Genomic DNA, 24187 nt, shown 5'->3' with positions numbered 1-24187 from the left:
GATTCAGCGGGCTGCCGGGTGATGAAGGATTTGCCTAAGGCTTGAACATAGTTTTCTTGTGTTGCCGGTGCGGGCACTCAATAACTGAAATCATGCCCCAACTGCCCCTGCATCCATGCCAGAAACCGCCTCACCCGCGGCAGCTCGGCATGCCCCCGCGGAAACACCAGGTGATGGGCACTGACCGGGCTTGCCTGCTCGGCGCCGAACACCGGTACCAGTTGCCCACGCGCCACATAGTCCTGCGCCAGCAGCGAACTTTCCAGAATGAACCCGTAGCCATGGGTGGCTGCCTCCAGGCTCATGTACGAGCGGTCAAAGCTCAAGGCAAACGGTGCCTGTGGCAGCGACACGCCCTGCTGGGCGAACCACAACGGCCATTGCACCAGCGCCGACTCGGAGAGGATCAGGTTCTGCCCCAGCAAATCGGCCGGTTGGTCGATCGGCTGGCGTGCCAACAGCGCCGGCGACGCCAGCACCGTGGCGCGCTCGTGGCGGATGGTGCGTACCTCCAGGCTCGGCCAGTTGGGGTAGCCATGGCGGATATCGACGTCGATCTGGTGGCGGCCAAAGTGCAGCGCTTCATAGGAGCACGACAGGTTGATCTGGATATCCGGGTGGCTGGCGCGAAACTGCTCCAGCCGCGGCAACAGCCAGAGCAGGCCGAAGCTCGGCGCCGAATGCAGGCGCAGGCAGTCGAAGCCGACCGCGCTACCGGCCCGCTCGGTGGCGGTGGCCAGGCTTTGCAAGATGCCGGAAACCTCGCGCAGGTACTGATCCCCCGCCGCCGTCAAGGTCACCCCCTTGGCTGTGCGCAGGAACAACGGCCGGCCGATCAGTGCCTCCAGGTTGGCGATCTGGTGGCTGACCGCCGACGGGGTCAAGTTGAGCTGCTCAGCGGCGCGCGCGACGTTACCAAAGCGTGCGGCCTGCTCGAAGGCCTGAATCGCTTTCAGCGGCGGCAGTTGCAAGGGCTTCTTGCCCGGATCGTGATTCATCGTATTCCTTGGGTGTCACGGGCCTCGAACGTGATCACGCCCCTGCCCTGTGCTGAATTTTTTTCAGCATAGGCTGAAGCGCACTGCGTTGCCCAGCCCTCGTCCGGATACCAAGCTGTTGCCCACAACAACAAACATCCGGAGTACACCCATGCTGCTCGAAGGTAAAATCGCAATCGTCACCGGCGCCGCCTCTGCCCGCGGTATCGGCCGCGCCACCGCCCAGGCCTTTGCCGCCCAAGGCGCCAAGGTGGCCATCCTCGACCTCGACCTGCAAGCCGCCCGCGACGCCGCCGCGCAGCTGGGCGATGGCCACCTGGGCCTGGCCGCCAACGTCGCCGACGAAGCCCAGGTGCGTGATGCGGTGGCCGAGGTCCTGGCGCATTTCGGTCGCATCGATGTGCTGGTCAACAACGCGGGTATCACCCAACCGGTGAAAACCCTGGACATCACCGGCAAGGACTATGACCGCATCCTCGACGTAAACTTGCGCGGCACGCTGCTGATGTCCCAGGCCGTGATCCCGTCCATGCGTGCCCAGCGCTCAGGCAGTATCGTCTGCATGTCGTCAGTGTCGGCGCAGCGTGGCGGCGGCATCTTCGGCGGCCCGCACTACAGCGCCGCCAAGGCCGCCGTGCTGGGTCTGGGCAAGGCCATGGCCCGCGAACTGGGGCCGGACAATGTGCGGGTCAACGCCATCACGCCCGGCCTGATCCATACCGACATCACCGGCGGCCTGATGCAGGACGAGCGCCGCCACGCCATCATCGACGGCATCCCCCTGGGCCGCTTGGGCGAGGCCCGCGACGTGGCCAACGCCGCCTTGTTCCTGGCCAGCGACCTTTCCAGCTATCTCACCGGCATCACGCTGGACGTCAACGGGGGCATGCTGATTCACTGACGCCCCCACCCACTATGTATCGCATCTGAGCCCCGCCACGGCAGGGCAATCGATAACAACAAGAGATCAGATCGACATGACCACCCTAACCCTCGACGCGGCCATGGCCGCGCGCAGCAATGCCTATCGCAAGACGGCCTGGCGGCTGATGCCCTTTCTCATGCTGTGCTACCTGTGCGCCTATCTCGACCGGGTCAACGTCGGCTTCGCCAAGCTGCAGATGATGGATGACCTGGCCCTGTCCGAAGCGGTCTACGGCCTGGGTGCCGGGATGTTCTTCATCGGCTACTTCCTCTGCGAAGTGCCGAGCAACATCATCCTGCACAAGGTCGGCGCACGGCGCTGGATCGCCCGCATCATGATCACCTGGGGCCTGATTTCGGCGCTGTTCGCCTTCGTCGAGACAGCCTGGCAGTTCTATGTGCTGCGCTTCTTCCTCGGCGTCGCCGAAGCCGGGCTGGCACCAGGCCTGCTGCTGTACCTGACCTACTGGTTCCCGTCGTACCGGCGGGCGAAGATGACCGCCCTGTGGTTCATCGCCATCCCACTCTCGGGCATGGTCGGCGGGCCGCTGTCGGGCTGGATCATGGAGCGTTTCGCCGGCGTGCACGGCTGGGCCGGCTGGCAGTGGATGTTCGTGCTCGAAGCGGTGCCGACCGTGCTGGTAGGCATCCTGGTGCTCAGTTACCTCAAGGATGGCGTGCACCAGGCGCACTGGCTCAACGACGAGGAAAAGGCCCTGCTGCGCAAGGAGCTGGCCGAGGACGAGCAGCACAAGGTGCAGCATGGCTCGGTGGCCGACTTCATCCGCGACCGCCGCCTGTGGCTGCTGGCCGGCATCTACTTCTGCGTGGTCATGGGCCAGTACGCGATCACCTTCTGGTTGCCGACCCTGGTGCGCAATGCCGGCGTCGCCGACCCGCTGCACATCGGCTTGCTGACCAGCCTGCCCTACCTCTGCGCCATCGGCGCCATGCTGTTGGCGGGACGCAGCGGTGACCGCCACCGCGAGCGGCGCTGGCACCTGGCGATCCCGATGCTGGCCGGGGCCCTGGGCCTGACCCTGGCGGCAGTGTTCGCCAGCCACCTGAGCCTGTCGATCCTCAGCCTGTGCCTGGCGGCGTCCGGCATCCTCTCGGCCTCGTCGCTGTTCTGGATGCTGCCGACCACGCTGCTTGGGGGGGTGTCGGCCGCCGCCGGCATCGCCGCAGTCAACAGCTTCGCCAACCTGGCCGGGTTCTGCTCACCCTTCCTGATCGGCTGGGTCACCAGCACCCTGGGTAACAACGCCATTGGCATGTACCTGATCAGCGCCGTGCTGATCGTCGGTGCAGCACTGGTGTTCCGCGTACCTGCGAGCCTGGTCAACCGTTAATTTCCCTAGTAAGGAGCTACCCCATGAATGCCGTACCCGCTACCCCGGGTGCGCGGCCTCTGGCTGCGCGCGCCTACAACATCCGCCGTAACGCCCTGCGCATGGGCCAGGTCCAGGGCCAGGGCTATATCGGCCAAGCCCTTGGCGCCGCCGACTTGCTGGCCGTGGCCTACTGCCACGCCCTGCGCCTGGACCCGGCCAACCCCGAGTGGGAACAGCGCGACCGTTTCTACCTGTCCATCGGCCACTACGCCATCGCCCTGTACGCCGCGCTGATCGAAGCCGGGGTAATCGCCGAGGATGAACTGGAAAGCTATGGATGCGACGACAGCCGCCTGCCGATGTCCGGCATGGCCGCCTATACCCCCGGCATGGAAATCACCGGCGGCTCGCTCGGCCACGGCCTGGGCATTGCCGTCGGCGCCTGCCTGGGCCTCAAGCGCAAGGGTTCGACCAGCTGGGTCTATAACCTGCTGTCCGATGGCGAGCTGAACGAAGGCTCGACCTGGGAAGCGGCGATGTCCGCCAGCCACTGGCAGCTGGACAACCTGATCGCCCTCATCGACGTCAACAACCAGCAGGCCGACGGCCATGCCAGTGAAATCCTCGCCTTCGAACCCATCGTCGACCGCTGGCAGGCCTTCGGTTGGTTCGTGCAACGGGTCGACGGCAATGACCTCGACGCCCTGGTCAAGGCGTTCGACCTGGCCCGCGCCCATACCGGCGCGCAACCGCGGGTGATCGTCTGCGACACGCGCATGGGCAAGGGCGTGCCCTTCCTCGAAAACCGCGACAAGACTCACTTCATCCGTGTCGACGAACACGAATGGGACCTCGCCCTGCAAGCACTGGACGCCGGGAGCCGCGCATGAACAACCCGACCGTAGCAGCAAAACGCCTGACCACCTCGGCGATGATCGCCTCGATTGCCGCCGAAGGCCAACCGACTCGCCCTGCGCCGTTCGGCCATGCCCTCGCCAGGCTGGCCGAGCAGCGCCAGGACATCGTCGGGCTGAGCGCCGACCTGTCCAAATACACTGACCTGCATATATTCGCCAAAGCCCACCCGGAGCGCTTCTACCAGATGGGCATGGCCGAACAGCTGCTGATGAGCGCCGCGGCCGGTATGGCCCGCGAAGGCTTCACTCCGTTCGCCACCACCTATGCGGTGTTTGCCTCGCGGCGCGCCTATGACTTCATCTGCATGGCCATTGCCGAAGAAAACCTCAACGTCAAGATCGTCTGCGCCCTGCCCGGCCTGACCACTGGCTATGGCCCCAGCCACCAGGCCACCGACGACTTGGCGATCATGCGCGCCATGCCCAACCTGATGGTGATCGACCCGTGCGACGCCCTGGAGATCGAACAGGCGGTACCGGCCATCGCCGCCCACCAGGGCCCGGTGTACATGCGCCTGCTGCGCGGCAACGTGCCCTTGGTGCTGGACCGCTACGACTACCGCTTCCAGCTGGGCAAGGCCCAGGTGGTGCGCGGTGGCCGTGACGTGCTGGTGATTGCCAGCGGGCTGATGACCATGCGCGCACTGGAGGCCGCCGAACAGCTGCACAAGGATGGCGTGGATGTGTCGGTGCTGCATGTGCCGACCATCAAGCCGCTGGACGAAGCGACGATCCTGGCCGAGGCCCGCAAGCCGGGGCGGCTGGTGGTGACGGCGGAGAACCACTCGATCATCGGCGGGCTGGGTGAAGCGGTGGCCGGCGTGCTGCTGCGCAATGGCGTGACCCCGACCTTCCGCCAGATCGCCCTGCCGGACGCGTTCCTCGATGCCGGGGCGTTGCCGACCTTGCATGACCGCTATGGCATCTCCACCGAGGCAGTGGCGCGGCAGATCAAGGGCTGGCTGTAAGCAGCAATGTCCCAGTCGCCGGCTTCCCGGTGACTGGGACATTTCAGTCAACACACTGCTGTAGTCGCAGAACTGCACACCAACGTGCCTAGGCCCATAACCCTATTTTCGATCGTCGTCACTCGAAGGGGATGTTGGCGACTACACAATCATCGCCAATCAACTTGTACCCGTGCTCGCACAGCATTCCCACGACCGGGGCAACGCCGCGTTTCTTTCGGGATAGTTTTTCCATCGCATCAGCATCTCTGCCATCGACGGCATCCGCCTGGAATGTTTTCAAATCGTCGATCTGGCTGCCGCCGTCACGGGTATTCAACTGCTGTTGTGCTTGCGCGAGACCCGTAGCGATCAGAAGTACAACCATAACCCTGAACTTCATATGCATTACTCCTTGCTGAGATGGGATTGCTGGCCAAGGCTATTGCCGAACAACCTATGCCCCCATCTGGAAATGCAGCAACGTAAAGGAGCCGGGCCAGGCCTCGCTGGTGAATTGGGCCAGAGCCGTCTTTACTGGTAGGTAACGACCCGCAGGTACGGTGTGCGCCTATGAAGATCGTTGTTACCAGCATCCTCGTCGACGACCAGGCCAAGGCCCTGGCTTTCTACCATTACGTTCTCGGCTTCGAGCCCAAGCACGACATCCCCATGGGCCAGCATCGCTGGCTGACGCTGACCTCACCCAACGACCCCAATGGTGTCGAGTTGCTGCTGGAGCCCGATGCGCACCCGGCGGCCAGGATCTACAAGCAAGCGCTGAAACAGGACGGCATTCCGGCCACCTCCTTCGGTGTGCGTGATATCCAGGCCGAGTACACCCGCCTGTGCAAGGCTGGCGTCGTGTTCATCAAGGAGCCCACGCGCCTCGGCCCGGTCACCGTCGCGGTGTTCGACGATACCTGCGGCAACCTGATCCAGATCGCCCAGAAACACTGAGCAACGCCCATGGCAGCCAATGCTGCCATTGGCTACATTGCAGCTGTATCCCGTGCGCCACAACAAGGAAAACAGATGCGCCACGAATTCAGCGAAGTGCTCAACGACCTGGTCGACTATTTCCTGCTGGGTGATATCCAGCTGCTCGATCGTTTCAAACACGAAAATCACCTGTCCGACGACCTGGCCCGCGAGTTCACCAGCAACGACAGCGGCGACAAGGCCGTGGCCGAAGGCGTGGTGGTACCGCTGGCGGGGGTCGACAACCTGCCCTATCACATCGTGTTCACCCTCGATGGCCACACGCCGGCCTTGCTCGAACCCGGCAGCCGCCTCAAGCACCGACGCAACGGCTATGTGCTGCAAGTCGAGAACCGTGCGGTGATGCTGTACACGTGGCGCGTCCTGCAGCACTTCACCCCCAAGACGCTGGGTGACCTGCTGGCCCGCTATCAGGTGCCGGGGCGGCCGATGATCGAGCTGGACAACGGCTGGTACGACGTCGAGGTGCTGGCAGGGGCGCTGATCAGGGACGGGCTGTACGAACCGGCTTTTGAATTCGTGCTGAAGAAGCGCTGGAGCCGGGGTGAGGCCAAGGGAGTGGATACCGGGTACGCCTTCAGCCTGCGGGGCTATTTCGATTGAGGTGTACCTGTACCGGCCTCTTCGCGGCTGTAGCGGCTTTAGCCGCGAAGAGGCCAGGCCTGCCTAACTGATATCCCGATCCTTGGTCTCGGGCAGGAAGCAGATCCCCAGCACCGCCGTCATCAGCGCAATCACGATCGGGTACCACAAGCCGTAATAGATATCCCCGGTCGCCGCCACCATGGCGAACGCCACCGTCGGCAGGAACCCCCCGAACCAGCCGTTGCCGATGTGGTACGGCAACGACATCGAGGTGTAGCGGATGCGCGCCGGGAACAATTCAACCAGCCAGGCGGCGATCGGCCCGTAGACCATGGTCACGTAGATCACCAGGATGGTCAGCAGCAATAGCACCATCGGGTAGTGGATCTTCGCCGGGTCGGCCTTTTCCGGGTAGCCCGCCTCTTTCAAGGCGCCGCCCATGGTCGCGGTGAAGGCATCGCTCTGGGTCTTCAAGTCGGCGGCCGCCAGCTTGCTGCCATCGAAGCTCGGGATCACCCGTTCACCAATGCGCACCTGCGCCACGCTGCCAGGTTCGGCCACCTGGTTGGTGTAGGGAATCGCCCGCTTGGCCAGCAGGCTCTTGGCGATGTCGCAGGAGCTGGTGAATTTGGCCTTGCCCACCGGGTCGAACTGGAACGAGCACTGGCCAGGGTCGGCGACCACCACCACCGGGTTCTGCTCCTGGGCGACGAACACGTCCGGATTGCCGTACTCGGTCAGCGCCTTGAAGATCGGGAAATAGGTCAACGCGGCGATGATGCAGCCAGCCATGACGATTTTCTTGCGGCCAATGCGGTCCGACAGGCTGCCGAAGAAAATGAAGAACGGCGTGCCGATCAGCAACGACCCGGCGATCAGCAGGTTGGCGGTCTGCGGGTCGATCTTGAGCATCTGCAGCAGGAAGAACAGCGCATAGAACTGCCCGGTGTACCACACCACCGCCTGCCCCGCCGTACCGCCGAGCAGCGACATGATCACTACCTTGAGGTTGTCCCAGCGGGCGAACGACTCGGTCAGCGGCGCCTTGCACGCCTTGCCTTCGGCTTTCATCTTCATGAACACCGGCGACTCGTTGAGCTGCATGCGGATGTACACCGAAATCGCCAGCAGCAGGATCGACAACAGGAATGGCACCCGCCAGCCCCAGGCCTCGAACACCTCGGTGCCCATGACGGTGCGGCAGGCCAGGATCACCAGCAGCGAGAGGAACAGGCCAAGCGTGGCGGTAGTCTGGATCCACGCCGTGAAGTAGCCGCGCCGGCCCTTGGGCGCGTGCTCGGCGACATAGGTGGCCGCACCGCCGTACTCACCGCCCAGTGCCAGGCCCTGGAGCAGACGCAGGGTGATCAGGATGATCGGTGCCGCCACGCCAATCGCCGCGTAGCTGGGCAATAGCCCCACCACCGCGGTGGACAGGCCCATGATGACGATGGTGATGAGGAAGGTGTGCTTGCGCCCGATCATGTCGCCCAGGCGGCCGAACACGATAGCGCCGAACGGCCGCACCGCAAAGCCGGCGGCGAAGGCCAGCAAGGCAAAGATGAACGAGGTGGTTTCATTGACGCCGGCGAAGAAGTGCTTGGCGATGATTGCTGCCAGCGAGCCGTACAGGTAGAAGTCGTACCATTCGAACACGGTACCTAGCGAGGAGGCGAAAATAACCTTGCGCTCCTCCTTGGTAATACCCCGTTGGGGCGCGCTACTGCCCGAGGACGCGCTGTCGAGAACCGCCATGGTGTGCCTCCGTCTTGTCGTTATCGCAGGCCGGAGTACCTCACACCCATTTCACCGTCGCACCCAGGCCCTAGGGCTAGCATTGGTTGCGCGAAGCACGACGAGGTCAGCTGCCTCGGATCGCAGCAAGGTAATTGAAGCATAATCGGCTTTGCCGCAATATCCACTTGCCAGCATCGCCAGATGCCATCACCCCAGAAACCGCTGCACCTCGGCCTCGACCGGGCCCTTGAGCTCGACCTGATTGCCATCAGGGTCGAAGCAGTACAGCGACAGCCCTTCGCCTTCGGCGCCATAGCGTTTCTCGGCCGCTTCGACCGACACCCCTGCCGCCTCCAGGTAGGCTGTAAGGGCCTGTTCATCGAAGGGTTCGATACGCAGGCAGAAGTGATGCAGGTTGCGCCCTTCGGCCCCCGGCGCCGCACCACCCGGCCGGCCTAGTGGGCCGTCGAGCGTCACCAGGTCGATCATCGCCGTGCCGGTCGCCAGGTGAACCATGCCCAGGTCCGGGCGCTCACGGCTGACCGTGCAGCCCAGCAGGTCGCGGTAGAAGGCCACGCTGCGCTGCAGGTCGCTGACCCGCAATACCAGGTGGTCGATGTGCTTGATGGCGAACGGTCGCATGCCAGCGCTCCTTGAGGTGTTCGTCACCTTAGCGCAGGAGCCGGCAGGCTGGCCATCACTCGCTATTCGTTCACCAGGCGCTGCAGCAGCCCTCCCTCATGGCGGGCCAGAATGCGCAGGATCTGATCGACCAGTGCCCGGTCCGGCGCCTCCAGGTGGAAATGGTGCCCACCGGGGTGCCAGGACACCTTGGCATGGCCCGGCAGCGCCGCCTGGCGCTGTTCGAAACCGTTGCCGGTGAATGCGCCCTGCCTGCCGAACATCAGGTACAACGGGCAGCGGATTTCCCGCAGCAGGTCACACGCCTCACGCTCGGTCAGGGGCATGGGCTCGGGCAGCACCAGCCGTGGGTCGTGGCGCCAGCAATAGCCATCGGCCAGCTGCAACAGGTCGCGCAGGGCCAGCAGCCGTGCGGCATCCTCCGACAGCTCACCCTCCAGGCGCTTGCGCCGTTGTTCGAGGGCGGTTTCCAGGTTGTCGAACCGGCTGCCATCAGGCTCGCCAAAACCTTGCAACTGGCTGCGCTGGACCATTTTCTTCAGCCGATAGGCGCGCGCCAGGTGCTGCACGCGATCATCCTCGGCCACGGTGAACGGCGCGCCGATGCCATCGAGGAAGATCATGCTGGCGATGCCACTGGTCATGGCGGCCAGCAGCGAGGCGATGCCGGTGCCCATGCCGTGGGCGAGCACGTGAAACTGGGACAGGCCCAGGCTGTCGGTGACCGCCAGCATGTCCTCGGCGTGCTCCCAGAGGTAATAGCCACTGTCATGGCGGCGGTGATCGGAGCGACCATGGCCGACCAGGTCGGGGGCCACCACGAAGCAGCCTTCCAGCAACGGCCCCAGGCGCTCGAACGAGGCCGCATTGTCCAGCCAGCCATGCAAGGCCAGCACCGGGATGCCGTCTTCTGGCCCCCAGGTGCGTACCGCAATTTCAATACCATCGAGGTCCAGCAAATGATCCTTGGGACTGCACAGCGAATGCATTGGAGTTCTCCCTGACAACATGCCGTTCCCCACCATCCCTCAGTCGGCCTGGCCACGCTGGCCTCTCCCCGACCCTTGCATGCACAGGACCGACCCGTGCAAGCAACTAACTACCACCCTCTGCTGCCGCGCAGGCTGCCGAATGGCGCTTCTTTCGACAGGAGTACCATCAGCATGACAACCCCACCCACGCCCTACCATCAAGCCCAGATCGACCGCAGCCTGCCCCTCTGGGCGCGCACGATGCATCCTGAGCATACTCGCCGCATCGTGCAGGCCGTACGCAAGGACTACCTGGATGAAAATGGCGCGCCGTACAGCTGGTACGCTGCAGCCAGCCCGGACGACCAGGCGCTTGTGCGGCAACTCATTGGCGATCGCGATACACAGTTCAAGGCGTTACGCGGCGCGCTCAAGGGCTTCAAGCAGATCCATGAGTTCTGCAAACCGTTGCTGAGCCAGCAATTGGGCCTGGATGTCGAGGTGGACCAGGCCCAATACATCCACCAGCCCTACAAGGTGTTCATTGAGCAAACAAACCCGCCCGGCCTGGAGATTTCACTGGACCAGCCCCAACCCTTCATCACCGAACCCGACGGGCCACCGCAACCACGCTCCCTGCTGGAAGCCGCCCTGCATAATTTTGCCGGGTCTGAGGAAGTAGGCCCCTATGACACCTTGACCCAAGGCCCTGGCAGCAACAAAAGACCCCGCGGCCTCGCGCCACAGATGTTCATCGATCAATGCCGAGCGCTGGACCTGGGCCAGCGCTATCAAGACCACCTGCAAGCCATTTACGAAGGGCCTGGGCAAGCAGAGATCGAACAGCGATGGATTGACGCAAGCCGCCAAGCGCTGAAAACCCAGGCAATGACTGCCTACCTGAAAAACCTCTTGACGCTGAAGGGGCGTAATGCGTTGACCCAGCTGTGCGATAACCACCCTACACCGCGCTATGCCGACGACTCGCTGCACTGCTGGCGCTTCAGCCTGTTCGGCATCCCGCTGAATGATGTCCTGCTGATCGGCCCGGATCGCACCGACCAGGCCAACCCGTGCATGCTCTACATGCCTCAGGATCAGGAGCAACCACTCAGGGAATTCCCCTCGTTACAGAAGGCCGGTGCGCATTTGCGCCAGCGCTTGCTGCAAAGCACGTTTCGCCGCCTCCTGATCGCATTCGCTGACCAGGACAAACAAGCCGAACTCACCGACAAGCTGGATAAGGCCCTGTTCGAACAAACCCCATCCGGGCGCAAGCCCGCTGTGAATCCCAAGGTGCAGTTCGACTCTGCCAAGCTGGCGCTGCCCATCTGGCCGGTGCTGTACCGCAACCACACGCGGCGCCTGAAAGCTGATGCCCGAACAATCGCGGTTCCCACCGCCGATGTCGATGCCAAAGCACGCAAGGAACGGCTTGCGCGGTGGCTTGACGCCGGCATGAGCGTGCTGAATGTGGCTGCGTTCTTTGTGCCTGGGCTAGATGTCGTCATGCTCGGCGTGTTCGCCTACGACATCATGGATTCGGTGTTCACCGGCTTTGAAGCCTGGGAGAACGGCGATACCCATGAAGCATTGCTGCAACTGGAATCGCTGGCCATCAATGCGGCCACGATCGGCGGCTTTGCCGTCGGTGCAAAACTGCTCAAGGCGTCGGGGTTTGTCGATGCACTGCAAAGCGTCTGGAAAGGTGGCCGGCAAAGCCTCTGGCAGCCCGATATGCGCGCTTATGTCAGCGAAGAAGTACTGCCCGCAGACGCGCAAACCAACGACCAGGGACTCTACGTCATTGGTGGCAAAGACCATGTGCTGCTTGAGGGGGAGTTGTACGAAGTGTTCAAAGGCACGGACGGAAGATGGCGTGTCCGCCATCCTCAAACCCCCGATGCCTATAGCCCGTCATTGCGCTATCTGGGTGACAAACGTTGGCAGCTGGAACATGACGACCCGCTCGCATGGGACGACAGCAAACTGCTGAACGGGCTTGGCCAGTTCAGCAACGGCCTTGAACCCTCGGAACAACTCACGGCCCTGCGCATTGCCGGTGGCGATGCAGACAGTCTGCGCCACAGCCAGATCAGCGGCGCACGCCCACCCGCGTTGCTGGCCGATACCTTGCTGCGCCTGCGCCTGGATAAGGAAACCCAGAGCATCATCACCCGGGTGCGCCACGGCCTGCCCCTGGCGGCCTACAAGCATTTCGTGCTGCCGGAACTGACCGGCATGCCGGGCTGGCCAGCACGTTACCGGCTGAAGGTGTTCACGGGGGCTGAAAAGTGGGGGGATGCCGTCTACTTCGGCGCTGAAGATGCCCCCGATGCATTATCCATCGAGATCGGCCGGGAAGACCTCGACTCAGGTAACCTGAGCAGCGTCGTCGTGGAGCAGATGGATGAGCAAGCCGTGCAACAGTTGCTGCCAGGCATTGCGCCGCAACAGCGCGCACGCGCGCTGGATGAGCAATTGGCGAAGCGTTTGACAGAACGCCGCAGCGACATCTTCGACAGCATGCTCAAGCGCCAACAAACGTCTCCCGGCGCCGCCGCGCAGACGCTCGGCAGCCAGTTTTCCGGCTTGCCCGCTAGCGCACTGGAAGAGCTGGTAGCCCATGCCGGCAGCAGCGAACGACAACGCATGGCGAGTGGCCGCGTGCCCTTGCGCGTGGCTGAAGAAGCCCGCTACCTGCAAGCCCGCGCCCGCCTTGACCGTGCCTTGCTGGGCCTGTACCGGCCCAGCCTGGCCAATGCTGATAGCCAGTTGCTGGGCGAAGCCCTGCAAACTGCACATCCGCACGCGAGCGAAGCCCAATTGCTGGATATCGCGCTTGCCGACCGCCCCGGCTGTGCCACGCTGCTTGGCCAGCAAGCGATCAAGCCCGGTTTTCGCACGCCCATGCGCCTGGCCCATGGGCGTATCGGTTACCCGCTCAGCGGTCGCGGCGCAGCCAACCTCAGTGCGAGTGTTGCTGCGCGGCGGCTGCGCTCACTGTTCCCTGACTTGGACAGTCGCCAGTTTACGGCCTTGCAGGCCGAATTGAGCGAGACCGGCGACCTCGGAGCCGCTATTGGCCGGTTGCAGGCAGAGTTGCGCAGCCTCGAGCATGACCTGAACGAATGGGTCGCGAATGCGCAGGGCCTGGACGATCGTCTGGACAGACAACAATGTGCCGAGCAACTCAAACGGGCCTGGCGTCGCGAAGGTGGGAGCAACCAGCTGGAGCTGGAACGCATGCGTCTGGCGGATTTACCCGCAATCAGCGCCCGCATGCCGCACATCCGGGAACTGAAACTGACCCAGCTGGAACTGCAGCATCTGAATGAACAGTTCCTTTCCTGCTTCCCCAACCTGCAAACGCTGGAAGTGACCGGCAACCCGGAAATAAATGCAGAGGCGCTGTATCAGGTGCTCGGGTCAGTGCACAAATTGCGCTCGCTGGACCTGACCAGCAATGCCCTGCAATCCCTTTCACCCACTGCGCAGCGGGTGCTGGCCGCGATGCCGGACCTGCGCCAGCTGAACCTGCGTCGCAACCGGCTGACACTTGACGAAGACACATTGGCCTTCCTGAGCAAGTTGCCGCTGGATGTGCTGAGGCTGGGGAGCAACCGCATCACACTCGATGAAGGTCTGGCTGCAAAGTTCCAGGATCTGGTCCATCCGCAACAGCTGGACCTGGACTTCAATCCCTTGCAACACGCACCCGATGTCAGTTTCATGGCTCGGCTCCGGCATCTGAACTTGAACAACAGCGAGTTGCAGGCATGGCCCAAGGGCCTCACCACCTTGATGAGCCAGCCACAGTATCAGTTGCGTTATCTGGACCTGTCGTTCAACCGCATCCACCATATCCAGGACCTCGCCAACATACTCCGCAGCCCGTATGCACGCGATGTCGCCGCCCGGCTGCCTGAACGCAACTGGCTGTTCAACTACAACAATATCGAGGCCGAATCATTAAGGCGCTTGCGCGCCAGCGGTGTGAACGCCTTCGAGCACACGCCCGAGCGGCCTGAATGGCAGGGGTTTTGGCGAGACTCGGCGAGCAGCCAGCAGGATCAGCTCTGGGCCGACCTGTTCGACGAGGACGAAAATGGTGACCTGCAAGCCGTGTTCGAACGCCTGACCTACTCGAAGGAAGCGCAACGCGATCCACACGGCCTGCGCACGCGGGTATGGTCACTGCTGGAGCAAGCCGGTGAAGACACTGCGCTGCGAGAGCGCCTGACGGCGGTGGCGAGACTCTTCCCTCCCACCTGTGGCGATGCCGGCGCCGATGCCTTCAGCGCTTTGGAGGTCGAATTGCTGGCCGATCGGGCAGCGGGCCAGGCACAGGGCAGCGCCAAACCGCTTGTCGACCTGTATCGCCAGCTGTATCGCCGGGAACAGGTCAACCACCTGGCAGATCGCATCAGCCTCCAGCGCAATCTGCGCAAACAGGCGCTGTTGAACAAGGCCCTGGACGATGAATTACCGCCCTACGACGCGTTGGACTACCCTGCAGCCTACCCTGATGTGGACCTGCAAACGGGCGCGGTCGATGACATTGAGGTCCGCCTCGCCCTGCGACAGTCCCTGGCCGAGCACCTCGACTTTCCCGAGCCCAGCCGCGGCATGCTTTATCGAAGTGCTGCAAGGATCAACCAGACGATCATCGACAACGTAGGCGCGGCCGTGCTCGAACGCGATGCCGACGTTGCGGCCCGGCAGCGTTGGATGATCGGGGAACCGGTCTGGGTTGACTACCTAAAAGCCAGATATGCCAGCCAGTTCGAAGCTATAACCGATTTCTGGCGGCCCGGCGTCGACTACCTGTTCCATTGCTGGGATGAACAATACGACCCCGTCCCCCGACTTGACAGCGCCATAACCCGGGTGCTGAGCGCAGCCATGCCGGATTCGCCTTTGGACGCAAGCGGCATGCTACGGCGCGTGCCACTCGAGGAGGCAGCGTTCAAGGATGCCATGGACGCCTTGACGCGCGCGCAGCAAGAGGTCGAGGACGGCCTGCTGCTGAGCCTTACCCGGCAAGTGGAAACTTTGGACGCGTGATCACTGGCCGCGCAGGTCTTCGAAGAAGGCCTGCCGCCCATCCACCTGGCTCGACGCCCGCGGCACGCCCATCGCTTCTGCGTTGGCCGCCTCCACATGCCAATAGCAGTGCCTGACCGCACGGGTCACCGCGACATAGGCCAGGCGCTGCACCTCTTCCTTCTGCGCCGTGTCGAACGGCTGGGCATCGCCGGCCTTGCCCAGGCCAGCCTGGCGGTACACCTGGTTCTTGTACGGCGAGCTGGTCAGGTACTGGCAATCGCCTAGCATGAACACCGCATCGGCCTGCAAGCCCTTGGCACTGTGGTAGGTCAGCTGGCGCAGGCGCCGTTGCTCGGCAGGCAACTGGGCTTCGGCGTGCAGTACGCTTTGCAGGTGCTCGCTCATCAGGGCTTTGTCGCTGCCCTTGCGGTACAGCATCATCACCGACTCCCCGCGCTGGTAATGCTCGATCAGCGTCTCGCCCAGCGCCGCCTCATCCCGGTCGAAGACCCGCACCGGGGCACCCGGCAGCTCGGCGGCCGGCCCACTGGCGCGGGCCTTCTTGCCGGCAATGGCCGGTGTGCCTTTGACCAGGTGCTCGGCGGCATCGATGACCTGCTGCTGGCAGCGGTAGTTGTCGACCAGCATCACCCGGGTATTGGCCGGTGACGGGAAGGCCTTGGTGAACTCCATGAAGTACTTCGGCGAACTGCCGCGCCAGCCATAGATCGACTGCCAGTCGTCGCCCACGCACATCAGCGAGGCATGCTGGGCATTGCGCCCGGTGTGCATGGCCGGGCCACGGCGGCGGATTTCCGCGAGGCTGGCGCGCAGCCAGCTGACGATCTGCGGCGAAACGTCCTGGAACTCGTCGATCATCAAGTGCGCCAGTGGCCGCAGCAACGGGTCGGGCAGCAGCCGCAGGTTCTCCGGGTTGTTCTCGCCGAACAGGGCGAACATGCGGTTGTAGCTCATCACCGGTGGCGACTGGTCGAGCAGGTGCGCTTCCAGGGCTTTCCAGTACAGGGCCAAGGCCTCGAAGAACAGCGCGTCGGTGTCGCCGGCCGGGAAGCTCATGGCCGCCACGGCCGGGTTTACCTCCAGGCCAAGGTTCTCGATGAAGTTGGCGGCGCCGACGAAGGCGTCGAGCAGCGGCGCCGCGGCCAGCTCACCTTTGACCTTGTACTCGAAACCGGGCCCGGCCACGGCATCGCCGGCCAGCGATGCCGCCAGGCGCCGGGCCATGGCGTAGTTGTCGAGCCAGATCAACGGTTTGTCGCAGAACGCCTGCAACAAGGTGCGCTTGACCGCCCACTCGGCTCGCACTGCCAGCTTGGCGCCGGGGCGTTGGTACTGGGCGCTTTCCGCCGGGTCGAAGCCCAGCACCACCCAGGCATCAAGGCCTTGCAGGCGGCCATGCACATGGAACCGGCTACCACGGATCTCGACGGTTTCGCGGCAGGGCTCGATACCCTTGATCGGCCAGGCGCCAGCGGCGAACCACAGGTCTTCGATCACGTCGCACAATTCTTCGTCACGCTGGGCGGCCAGCTGGGTGACCTGCACCCGCTTTTGCACATCCGGGTGGTCCGGGTCCAGTGGCTTGAGTTGCAGGGCCTCGCGGCGCAAGGTGGCGACAATCTCGGCGAAGCGCGGGCTGGCGCCGAGCAACTGGCTGTAGCACTGGTTGAGCTGTTGGCGCTGGGCATCGTTCAGGCGCAGGTCGAACGGGTTGCTGTCGGCCTCCGCCTCGCGGCCAGCCGGCATCTCGTTGCCCAGGGTCTCGAACGCGCGCACCTGGCCGAAGCCCGGCAAGCTGCGCACCAGCGGCAGGATCCGCGAATGGAAGGTCCGCACCAGCTCGCGGGCCTTGGCCGGTTGCAGGTCGAGCTGCCACAGGGCGAATACCTGCACCAGGCGCTTGATGAAGTCCTTGCGCGATTCGCGGGTGAAGGTGACCACGGTCATCGCGTCCAGCTCGTAGCCCAGGTAGTGACGCAGCAGCAGGATGCGCAGCACCAGCGAGGTCGACTTGCCCGCCCCGGCCCCGGCCACCACGCAGGTGGACGGCGTGTCGCTGAAGATCAGCTTCCACTGCGCCGCGCTGGGTTGGGCCTCGGCGGGCATGCGCTGGGCAACGTCGGCCTTGAAGCGTTTTTTCAGCTCGGCGCTCAACGGCAGGCGCCAATCGTCGAACAGGTTGTCGTCCTGCCCGGGCACGGCGGCGGTGGCCGGGCGGGCGTCGCGGATCACCAGCACCTGGCGCCCGGCCTCGTAGCCTTCCACTCGGCCACGCTCGAAGCCTTCGCGCAGGCCATCGGCATGGCCGCTGCGCTGGCCGGTGACGTGGCCAAGGAACCAGGAGTCGCGGTGTTGGGCCTGCAGTTGGGTCAGGCCACGGCCCAGCAGGCGGGCAGCCAGGCGGCGCAACCAGGGCAGCTGGGCGGGCGGGGTCAGTTCGGCGGGGGCCTGGGGTTGCTCGTGGGCCACGGTCACTCCGTTGAAAATCAAATCAGCGGGCCATGTTCGCCGCATCTGCCGAAAATCGCCAGCGAATGCTTGCAGATCAGTGGATTAGGCGATGAATCGCATAATCCACATCGCCAGCTTCAATCTATTTTCCTGATCATAATCAGTCGATATTTACGCTTATTTTCGATCTATTTTTGCCGCATCATGGCTTCATTCCACTGATTCAAGGAGCACGACCATGCTGCAACTGCGACCCTTCGAAGGCCTCGGCCACGCCAACCACGGCTGGCTCGACGCTCATCACCACTTCTCGTTTGCCGAGTACTACGACCCGGCGCGCATGCACTGGGGCAACCTGCGGGTCTGGAACGACGACCTGATCGCCGCCGGCAGCGGCTTCCCGCCGCACCCGCACCGCGACATGGAAATCATCACCTATGTGCGTGAAGGCGCCATTACCCACCAGGACAGCCTGGGCAACAAAGGCCGTACCGAAGCGGGCGACGTGCAGGTGATGAGTGCCGGTAGCGGCATCGTGCACAGCGAGTACAACCTGGAAGAGGTCGATACCCGCATTTTCCAGATCTGGATCGTGCCGGAGAAAGTTGGCGATGCGCCGTCGTGGGGTGTCCGCCCATTCCCCAAAGGTGAACGTGGCGAAGGCTTCGTGACCCTGGCCAGCGGCCGTGCGGGGGATGAGGACAGCCTGCAGATCCGCGCCGATGCGCGCTTGCTGGCAGCCACCTTGCGTGCCGGTGAAACCGCCGAGTACCGCTTCGAAGCCGGGCGCCGGGGTTACCTGGTGCCGGCCAAGGGGCTGGTGGAGGTCAATGGCCTGCGTGCCAAGGGCCGGGATGGCGTGGCGATCGAGCAGGAAGCAGTGCTGCGAGTGACCGCGATCGAGGACAGCGAGATCGTCCTGGTCGATGTTGCATAAGTGAAAGGGGCCGCACTGCGGCCCCCCTCATGTCAATCAGGCAATCGCCGCATCCACCAGCACCTGCGCCTCTTCCACCAGGCGCTTGAGGTGCGCCTCGTCGACAAAGCTCTCGGCGTAGATCTTGTAGATGTCTTCAGTGCCCGAAGGCCGCGCGGCAAACCAGCCATTGGCTGTCATCACCTTCAAGCCACCAATCGCCTGGCCATTACCCGGCGCCTGGCTGAGGATCTGTACGATCGGCTCACCCGCCAGTTCGGTCGACTTCACCTGCTCCGGTGCCAGCTTGCTCAGGGCCGCCTTCTGCCGGGCATCGGCCTTGGCCTCGACGCGGGTGGCGTATGGCTTGCCCAGCGCGGCAGTCAGGTCGTTGTAAGCCTGGCTCGGGTTACGACCGGTGCGGGCAGTCATCTCGGCCGCCAGCAGCGCCGGAATCAGGCCGTCCTTGTCGGTGGCCCAGACCGTGCCGTCCTTGCGCAGGAACGAGGCACCGGCACTCTCCTCACCACCGAAGCCGAGCGAGCCGTCGAACAGCCCCTGGGCGAAGAACTTGAAGCCCACCGGCACTTCGTACAACTCACGGCCCAGGCGCTCGGTGACACGGTCGATCAGGCCGCTGGACACCACGGTCTTGCCCACGGCGGCGTCGCTGCGCCATTGCGGACGGTTGCGGTACAGGTAGTCGATGGCCACGGCCAGGTAGTTGTTCGGCTGCAGCAGGCCATCGGCGGTGACGATGCCGTGGCGGTCATGGTCCGGGTCACAGGCGAAGGCCACGTCGAAGCGATCGCGCAGGCCGATCAGGCCTTGCATGGCGTAAGGCGAGGATGGGTCCATGCGGATCTGCCCGTCCCAGTCCACGCACATGAAGCGGAAGGTCGGGTCGACCTCGCTGTTCACCACCTCCAGGTTCAACTGATAGTGCTCGGCGATCGCCGACCAGTAGCGCACCCCTGCCCCGCCCAGCGGATCGACGCCCAGGCGCAGGTTGGCGCCACGAATGACGTCGAAGTCGATGACGTTTTCCAGGTCGGCCACGTAGTTGGCCACGTAGTCATGGCGCTGGGTGGTGGCCGCCTGCAGCGCCTGGGCATGCTCCATGCGCTTGACCCCGGCAAGGCCTGCGGCCAGCAGTTCGTTGGCTTTGGCCTCGATCCACTTGGTCACATCGCTGTCGGCCGGGCCGCCGTTGGGCGGGTTGTACTTGAAGCCACCGCTCTGTGGCGGGTTGTGCGACGGGGTAATGACGATGCCATCGGCCAGGCCCTGGCTGCGGCCACGGTTGTAGCAGAGGATGGCATGGGACACCGCTGGCGTCGGGGTGTATTCGTCGTCCTTGGACAGCATCACCTGCACGCCATTGGCAGCCAGCACTTCCAGCGCACTGGCCGCGGCCGGCGCGGACAGCGCGTGGGTGTCGGCGCCGATGAACAGCGGGCCGTCGATGCCTTTTTCCTGGCGGTACAGGCAAATGGCCTGGGTGATCGCCAGCACATGGTGCTCGTTGAAGCTCAGGTCGAACGAGCTGCCCCGGTGCCCCGAGGTGCCGAAGGCCACGCGCTGGGCCGCCACGGCGGCATCGGGGCGGCCGGTGTAGTAGGCGGTGAGCAGGCGGGGAATATCGACCAGCACGCTGGCCGGAGCCGGCTTGCCTGCCAAAGGACTGAGCGTCATGCAAAAACCTCGAGTTCAACAGATGTTGGTGTTGGAACACGCAGTGTACTGGGAGTTGCAATGCCGTGCGATGGGGCCACCGAGGATTATTTAACGGCCACCTGCCACCATGCGGGAAACATCTGCTGCACCCGTGGTTCGGCAAAACGTTCGTCGATCAGCACCAGCACGCCGCGGTCCTGGTCGCCACGAATGACCCGCCCGGCGGCCTGGATGACCTTGCGCACACCGGGGTACAGGTAGGCGTAGTCGAAACCGGCGCCAAACTGCCGGCCCAGGCGCTGCTTGAACTGTTCGTTGACCGGGTTGACCTGGGGCAGGCCGAGGGTGGCGACGAAAGCCCCGATCAGGCGCGTGCCAGGCAAGTCGACGCCCTCACCGAACGCCCCGCCAAGCACGGCAAAGCCCACCCCCTGCCCGTCCGCCACGAAACGATCAAGAAAGGCCTGGCGTGCACCTTCGTCCATGCCCGGGGCCTGGGCCCAGAGCGGGATGCCCGGATAGCGTTCGGCGACCAGGCTTGCCACCTGCTGCAGGTATTCGAAACTGCTGAAGAACGCCAGGTAGTTGCCTGGCTGGCGCTGATACTGGTCGGCAATCAGTTCGCTGATCGGCGCCAGTGAAGCCTGGCGTTCGCGGTAGCGGGTCGAGACCTGGCTGGCGATGCGCACCTCGAGTTGCTCGGCGCGGAACGGCGCCGCCACTTCCAGCCAGGCGGTATCGGCCGGCATGCCAAGCAGGTCGGTGTAAAAAGGCCGCGGGCTCAAGGTCGCGGAAAACAGCGTCACACTGCGCGCGGCCTGCATGCGCGGGGCAAGCAGCCGGGCCGGGGTGACATTGCGCAGGCACAGGCTGGCTAGGCGCCGCTTGCGCGGGCCCTCGCGCAGGCTGATGTCGAACAGGAAATGCTCGTCGAACAGTTCCGCCACCCGGCTGAACTGTAGCGCCTGGTAGAAGAACTGCAGCACCTGGGCATCGACCTCGGCAGGCTTCTCATTCATGCGTTCCTGGATCAACCCGATGCATTGCTGCAGGGCACGCAGGAAGGCCTCCGGCAACTGGTCGCTGGCCTGGTACGGCGCGTGCTGCGCCTTGTACAGCGCATTCCACTGCCGATTCAGCCGGTCCAGGGCACTGCCGAGCCCGTGCGGCTTGCTCTGCCGCAAGGCGAGCAACTGGCCCTGGTCGAGGCTGGCGCTGTACATGCCACGGCCACGCTCGACCAGGTTGTGCGCCTCGTCCACCAGCACCGCGACCCGCCACTGGTTGAGCTGGGTCAGGCTGAACAGCAAGGCGTGGGCGTCGAAATAGTAGTTGTAGTCGGCCACCAGCACGTCCACCCAGCGGGCCATTTCCTGGCCGAGGTAGTACGGGCACACCTGATGCGCCAAGGCTACCTCGCGCAAGCTGGCGCGGTCGAGCATGGGCCGCAAGGCCGCTGCCTCGCGAGCGGCTGGCAGGCGGTCGTAGAACCCCTGGGCCAACGGGCAGGACTCGCCATGGCAGGCTTTGTCCGGGTATTCGCAGGCCTTGTCCCGGGCAATCAACTCGAGGGTGCGCAAGGCCGGCTGCGGCGTACCTGCGCTGATCTGGCCCAGCGCGTCCAGCGCCAGCGCCCGGCCGGGGGTCTTGGCCGTGAGGAAGAACACCTTGTCCAGTTGCTGCGGGACCATGGCCTTGAGCAACGGGAACAACGTGCCGAGGGTCTTGCCGATGCCGGTACTGGCCTGGGCCATCAGGCAGCGGCCGGTACTGACAGCCTTGTACAAGGTTTCGGCCAGTTGCCGCTGGCCCTGGCGAAACTGCGGGTAAGGAAAGCCCAAGGCCTGCAAGCCCAGGTCGCGCTCGGCAAGGCGCTGTTGCTGGGCCTGGGCCCAGGCGAGAAACCGCTGGCACTGGGTTTCGAAAAAGCCCTGCAGTGCTTCGGCGCAACAGTGCTCGCTGAACAGCGTCTGGCTGTCGTTGTCGACATCCAGGTAAACCAGCGCCACCTCGATGGCCGGCAACTGCCGCGCCTGGCACAGCAGCCAGGCATAGACCTTGGCCTGGGCCCAGTGCAGCTGGCGGTGATTGGCCGGCTGGCGTGCCAGGTCGCCGCGATAGGTCTTGATCTCTTCCAGGCGATTGGCGGCCGGGTCATAGCCATCGGCACGCCCGCGCACCTGCAGGCCCTGATACTCGCCCTCAAGGGCAATTTCCGCCTCGTAGCCTGCTGCGCGCCGGGCAACCACCCGGCGATGCCCTTCGATACCTTCCTGGGCCGTGGGGGATGGGGTAAAGCGCAGGTCCAGGTCGCCGACCTTGGCGCTGAATTCGCACAAGGCCCGCACCGCCACGCGATAGCTCACGGTGAGTCGCTCCAGCGCACATGGCAGACCGCCACCGGCAAGCCATGCTCGGCGCAGAATTCCAGCCAGCGCAGCTGGTTGTCCTGCAAGCGGTCACCCGGGCCCTTGACCTCGACCATCCGATAGCGCTGCTGCTCCGGCCAGAACTGGATCAGGTCGGGCATGCCGGCGCGGTTGTTGCGGATATCCTGCAACAGGCGCAGGAAGCACTGCTTCAAGTGCGCGGCGGGCAGGCAGGCCAGGGCCTGATCGAGCAGCGCTTGGCTGAGCATGGTCCAGAACACGAACGGCGATTGCAGGCCTTGCTTGGCCGCGTAGCAGTCGAGGATGGCCTGGCGGTGGGAACCATCGTCCAGACGGCCCAGGCAGGCCGCGAACTGCGCCGCCCGCCGTTGCTGGAAATCGCAGTCGTGCAAGTCCTGGGGCGCCGCCTGGAACGGGTTGAAAAAGGCCCCCGGAACCGGGGCGAAGATTGCCTCCCAGCACAGCAGACCAAACAGGCTGTTGAGCAGCGTGTTTTCCACGTAATGCGCCTGCCCTCCCGCTTGCGCCAAGTGTTGGCGCACGGCCTCCTCGACACCCAGCGCTGCCTGCTCGCGCGGCAGCTCCAGTTCGATCAGCTCCAGGGGGGCTGCGCGCCGTCGGCGCTGTGCGGGCCCGCCGAGCTTGCGGGCCAACCGCGGCAACATGCGCTCCAGGGCCTGCACCTCCAGGGCGTTGGCCGGTGCGCTCGCCAGCTCCCGGGCAAATGCGTGGGCCTGCTCCCAACGCGCGCTACGCTCGAACACGCGAACCTGGCGGATACGCGCTTGCGCATGGCTGCTGCGGGCATACACCGCCAGGGCCTGGTCCCAGTCGCCCAGGCGCTCGCACTGCTGGCCGACGGCGAACAGCAGCCGCCCATGGCGCCGCGCCAGCCATGGGTTGTCGATACTCAAGCCGGCCAGTGTCGCCAGGATCGATGCGGGATCCTCACCCAGTTCCAGACGCTCGGCACACTGGTGCAGCGCCATGGCCTGGTTGACCTCACCGCGCTGCTGCAGGGCACGGGAGTCGGGGCTGAACGCTACCTGCTCGAAACGCAGCAGGCCCAAGTCGGCCAGCACGAAGTCCGACCAGTCCTGGTACAGGTTGCCGAAAAACAACAGGCGCATGCGATCGCACAGCGGTTGCAGGCACCATTGCACGATCCCCACCGGGGCCTGGGCAAACCACTCGCGCAAAGGCCTGGGGCCCAGCGACAGGGGCCGCAGTTGTTCGTACAGGTCGCCCTTGGCCGCCCGCGGGCGGCTCAACTGCCCAGCGAAACCCACCGCGAGCTCATCCTTGCGCAACAGCGCGAACAGTTGCTCAAGGCTCAGGGCCTCGGGCTCGCGCACCCAACCCAATGCCATCAGCGGTTGCAGGGCAGCCAGGCTGTCACCGATTTCGGCATAGTCCAGGCGGTCACAGCGAAACAGCTCGCCCTTGCGCATCACCATGCGCACCATCAGCGCCTGGGACGGCTGCGCCAGTTCGGCAAAGGCATGAAGAAAGGCCAGCTCCTGCTCGTCGAGCAGGTCGGCGTAACGTGACTCGACCCACAGCAGCACCTGGCGGAAGTTGTGCAGGTAATACAGCGGGTCATCGACAGAGTGGGCGATCACAAGA

At 64.4% G+C, this 24187-nt stretch carries 17 protein-coding genes; 8 read left to right on the top strand and 9 right to left on the bottom strand.

Annotated features, from left to right (window positions below):
• Positions 1-77: 77 nt before the first annotated feature.
• A complete protein-coding gene (locus tag F6X59_RS13525) occupies positions 78-998 on the bottom strand; it encodes a LysR substrate-binding domain-containing protein (RefSeq protein ID WP_152956634.1) in 921 nt (306 codons plus the stop codon).
• A 151-nt stretch (positions 999-1149) separates the two neighbouring features.
• Here F6X59_RS13525 and F6X59_RS13520 point away from each other — a divergent pair, with 151 nt between their 5' ends.
• The 4 genes from F6X59_RS13520 (at position 1150) to F6X59_RS13505 (ending at position 5141) form a co-directional block, all read left to right on the top strand.
• Positions 1150-1899 carry an SDR family NAD(P)-dependent oxidoreductase gene (locus F6X59_RS13520; protein WP_152956633.1) on the top strand — a complete coding sequence of 250 codons (750 nt, stop codon included), beginning with the start codon at positions 1150-1152 and terminating at the stop codon, positions 1897-1899.
• 76 nt (positions 1900-1975) lie between these two features.
• Complete coding sequence (locus tag F6X59_RS13515; protein WP_152956632.1) at positions 1976-3274, top strand: MFS transporter; 1299 nt, start codon at positions 1976-1978, stop codon at positions 3272-3274.
• Positions 3275-3297: 23 nt separating this feature from the next.
• Entirely contained in the window at positions 3298-4146 is an 849-nt protein-coding gene (locus tag F6X59_RS13510; protein ID WP_152956631.1) for a transketolase, read from the top strand.
• Positions 4143-5141: a transketolase family protein gene (locus F6X59_RS13505; protein WP_103447624.1), complete on the top strand. Its 999-nt coding sequence runs from the start codon at positions 4143-4145 to the stop codon at positions 5139-5141. The genes F6X59_RS13510 and F6X59_RS13505 overlap by 4 nt, the downstream gene beginning before the upstream one ends.
• Positions 5142-5259: 118 nt before the next feature.
• Here the strand turns inward: F6X59_RS13505 and F6X59_RS13500 are convergent, their stop codons facing one another.
• Complete coding sequence (locus F6X59_RS13500; RefSeq protein ID WP_152956630.1) at positions 5260-5523, bottom strand: hypothetical protein; 264 nt, start codon at positions 5521-5523, stop codon at positions 5260-5262.
• 170 nt (positions 5524-5693) lie between these two features.
• On the opposite strand from F6X59_RS13500, the gene F6X59_RS13495 reads away from it, so the two are divergent.
• Both F6X59_RS13495 and F6X59_RS13490 read left to right on the top strand, forming a co-directional pair.
• On the top strand, positions 5694-6080 hold the full coding sequence (locus F6X59_RS13495) for a VOC family protein (protein WP_152956629.1): 387 nt from the start codon (positions 5694-5696) through the stop codon (positions 6078-6080).
• A 75-nt stretch (positions 6081-6155) separates the two neighbouring features.
• Entirely contained in the window at positions 6156-6725 is a 570-nt protein-coding gene (locus F6X59_RS13490; RefSeq protein ID WP_152956628.1) for a hypothetical protein, read from the top strand.
• A gap of 63 nt (positions 6726-6788) precedes the next feature.
• Here the strand turns inward: F6X59_RS13490 and F6X59_RS13485 are convergent, their stop codons facing one another.
• The 3 genes from F6X59_RS13485 to F6X59_RS13475 form a co-directional block, all read right to left on the bottom strand.
• Positions 6789-8462, bottom strand: a complete 1674-nt coding sequence (locus F6X59_RS13485) for an MFS transporter (RefSeq protein ID WP_152956627.1) — start codon at positions 8460-8462, stop codon at positions 6789-6791.
• Between the two features lie 189 nt (positions 8463-8651).
• Positions 8652-9086: a VOC family protein gene (locus tag F6X59_RS13480; RefSeq protein WP_152956626.1), complete on the bottom strand. Its 435-nt coding sequence runs from the start codon at positions 9084-9086 to the stop codon at positions 8652-8654.
• Positions 9087-9148: 62 nt separating this feature from the next.
• Positions 9149-10075: an alpha/beta fold hydrolase gene (locus F6X59_RS13475; RefSeq protein WP_152956625.1), complete on the bottom strand. Its 927-nt coding sequence runs from the start codon at positions 10073-10075 to the stop codon at positions 9149-9151.
• A gap of 174 nt (positions 10076-10249) precedes the next feature.
• On the opposite strand from F6X59_RS13475, the gene F6X59_RS13470 reads away from it, so the two are divergent.
• Positions 10250-15124: an NEL-type E3 ubiquitin ligase domain-containing protein gene (locus F6X59_RS13470; protein ID WP_372240381.1), complete on the top strand. Its 4875-nt coding sequence runs from the start codon at positions 10250-10252 to the stop codon at positions 15122-15124.
• Here the strand turns inward: F6X59_RS13470 and F6X59_RS13465 are convergent, their stop codons facing one another.
• A complete protein-coding gene (locus F6X59_RS13465) occupies positions 15125-17641 on the bottom strand; it encodes a UvrD-helicase domain-containing protein (RefSeq protein WP_152956624.1) in 2517 nt (838 codons plus the stop codon). It lies immediately after the preceding gene.
• Between the two features lie 175 nt (positions 17642-17816).
• Here F6X59_RS13465 and F6X59_RS13460 point away from each other — a divergent pair, with 175 nt between their 5' ends.
• Positions 17817-18515, top strand: a complete 699-nt coding sequence (locus tag F6X59_RS13460; protein ID WP_152956623.1) for a pirin family protein — start codon at positions 17817-17819, stop codon at positions 18513-18515.
• 36 nt (positions 18516-18551) lie between these two features.
• Here F6X59_RS13460 and pgm read toward each other — a convergent pair whose 3' ends face one another.
• The 3 genes from pgm to F6X59_RS13445 form a co-directional block, all read right to left on the bottom strand.
• Positions 18552-20189 (bottom strand): phosphoglucomutase (alpha-D-glucose-1,6-bisphosphate-dependent), encoded by a 1638-nt coding sequence (gene pgm / locus F6X59_RS13455; protein ID WP_152956622.1) that lies wholly within the window; start codon positions 20187-20189, stop codon positions 18552-18554.
• A gap of 86 nt (positions 20190-20275) precedes the next feature.
• Positions 20276-22537, bottom strand: coding sequence for an ATP-dependent DNA helicase (locus F6X59_RS13450; protein WP_372240380.1), 2262 nt, complete (start codon positions 22535-22537; stop codon positions 20276-20278).
• On the bottom strand, positions 22534-24183 hold the full coding sequence (locus tag F6X59_RS13445; protein WP_346652205.1) for a VRR-NUC domain-containing protein: 1650 nt from the start codon (positions 24181-24183) through the stop codon (positions 22534-22536). Before F6X59_RS13445 ends, F6X59_RS13450 begins: the two co-directional genes overlap by 4 nt.
• Positions 24184-24187: the final 4 nt, after the last annotated feature.

Source organism: Pseudomonas sp. MN1F, from assembly GCF_009391885.1.
Lineage (GTDB): Bacteria > Pseudomonadota > Gammaproteobacteria > Pseudomonadales > Pseudomonadaceae > Aquipseudomonas.
Note: the sequence above shows the minus strand (reverse complement) of the source record. Positions and strands in the feature narration are given on the sequence as shown.

Coding starts and splice junctions, on each gene's coding strand:
- F6X59_RS13495 (WP_152956629.1), top strand. CDS start 5,694: ATGAAGATCGTTGTTACCAGCATCCTCGTCGACGACCAGGCCAAGGCC.
- F6X59_RS13485 (WP_152956627.1), bottom strand. CDS start 8,462: ATGGCGGTTCTCGACAGCGCGTCCTCGGGCAGTAGCGCGCCCCAACGG.
- F6X59_RS13460 (WP_152956623.1), top strand. CDS start 17,817: ATGCTGCAACTGCGACCCTTCGAAGGCCTCGGCCACGCCAACCACGGC.
- F6X59_RS13510 (WP_152956631.1), top strand. CDS start 3,298: ATGAATGCCGTACCCGCTACCCCGGGTGCGCGGCCTCTGGCTGCGCGC.
- F6X59_RS13505 (WP_103447624.1), top strand. CDS start 4,143: ATGAACAACCCGACCGTAGCAGCAAAACGCCTGACCACCTCGGCGATG.
- F6X59_RS13475 (WP_152956625.1), bottom strand. CDS start 10,075: ATGCATTCGCTGTGCAGTCCCAAGGATCATTTGCTGGACCTCGATGGT.
- F6X59_RS13520 (WP_152956633.1), top strand. CDS start 1,150: ATGCTGCTCGAAGGTAAAATCGCAATCGTCACCGGCGCCGCCTCTGCC.
- F6X59_RS13490 (WP_152956628.1), top strand. CDS start 6,156: ATGCGCCACGAATTCAGCGAAGTGCTCAACGACCTGGTCGACTATTTC.
- F6X59_RS13480 (WP_152956626.1), bottom strand. CDS start 9,086: ATGCGACCGTTCGCCATCAAGCACATCGACCACCTGGTATTGCGGGTC.
- pgm (WP_152956622.1), bottom strand. CDS start 20,189: ATGACGCTCAGTCCTTTGGCAGGCAAGCCGGCTCCGGCCAGCGTGCTG.
- F6X59_RS13500 (WP_152956630.1), bottom strand. CDS start 5,523: ATGAAGTTCAGGGTTATGGTTGTACTTCTGATCGCTACGGGTCTCGCG.
- F6X59_RS13525 (WP_152956634.1), bottom strand. CDS start 998: ATGAATCACGATCCGGGCAAGAAGCCCTTGCAACTGCCGCCGCTGAAA.
- F6X59_RS13470 (WP_372240381.1), top strand. CDS start 10,250: ATGACAACCCCACCCACGCCCTACCATCAAGCCCAGATCGACCGCAGC.
- F6X59_RS13515 (WP_152956632.1), top strand. CDS start 1,976: ATGACCACCCTAACCCTCGACGCGGCCATGGCCGCGCGCAGCAATGCC.
- F6X59_RS13465 (WP_152956624.1), bottom strand. CDS start 17,641: ATGCGGCGAACATGGCCCGCTGATTTGATTTTCAACGGAGTGACCGTG.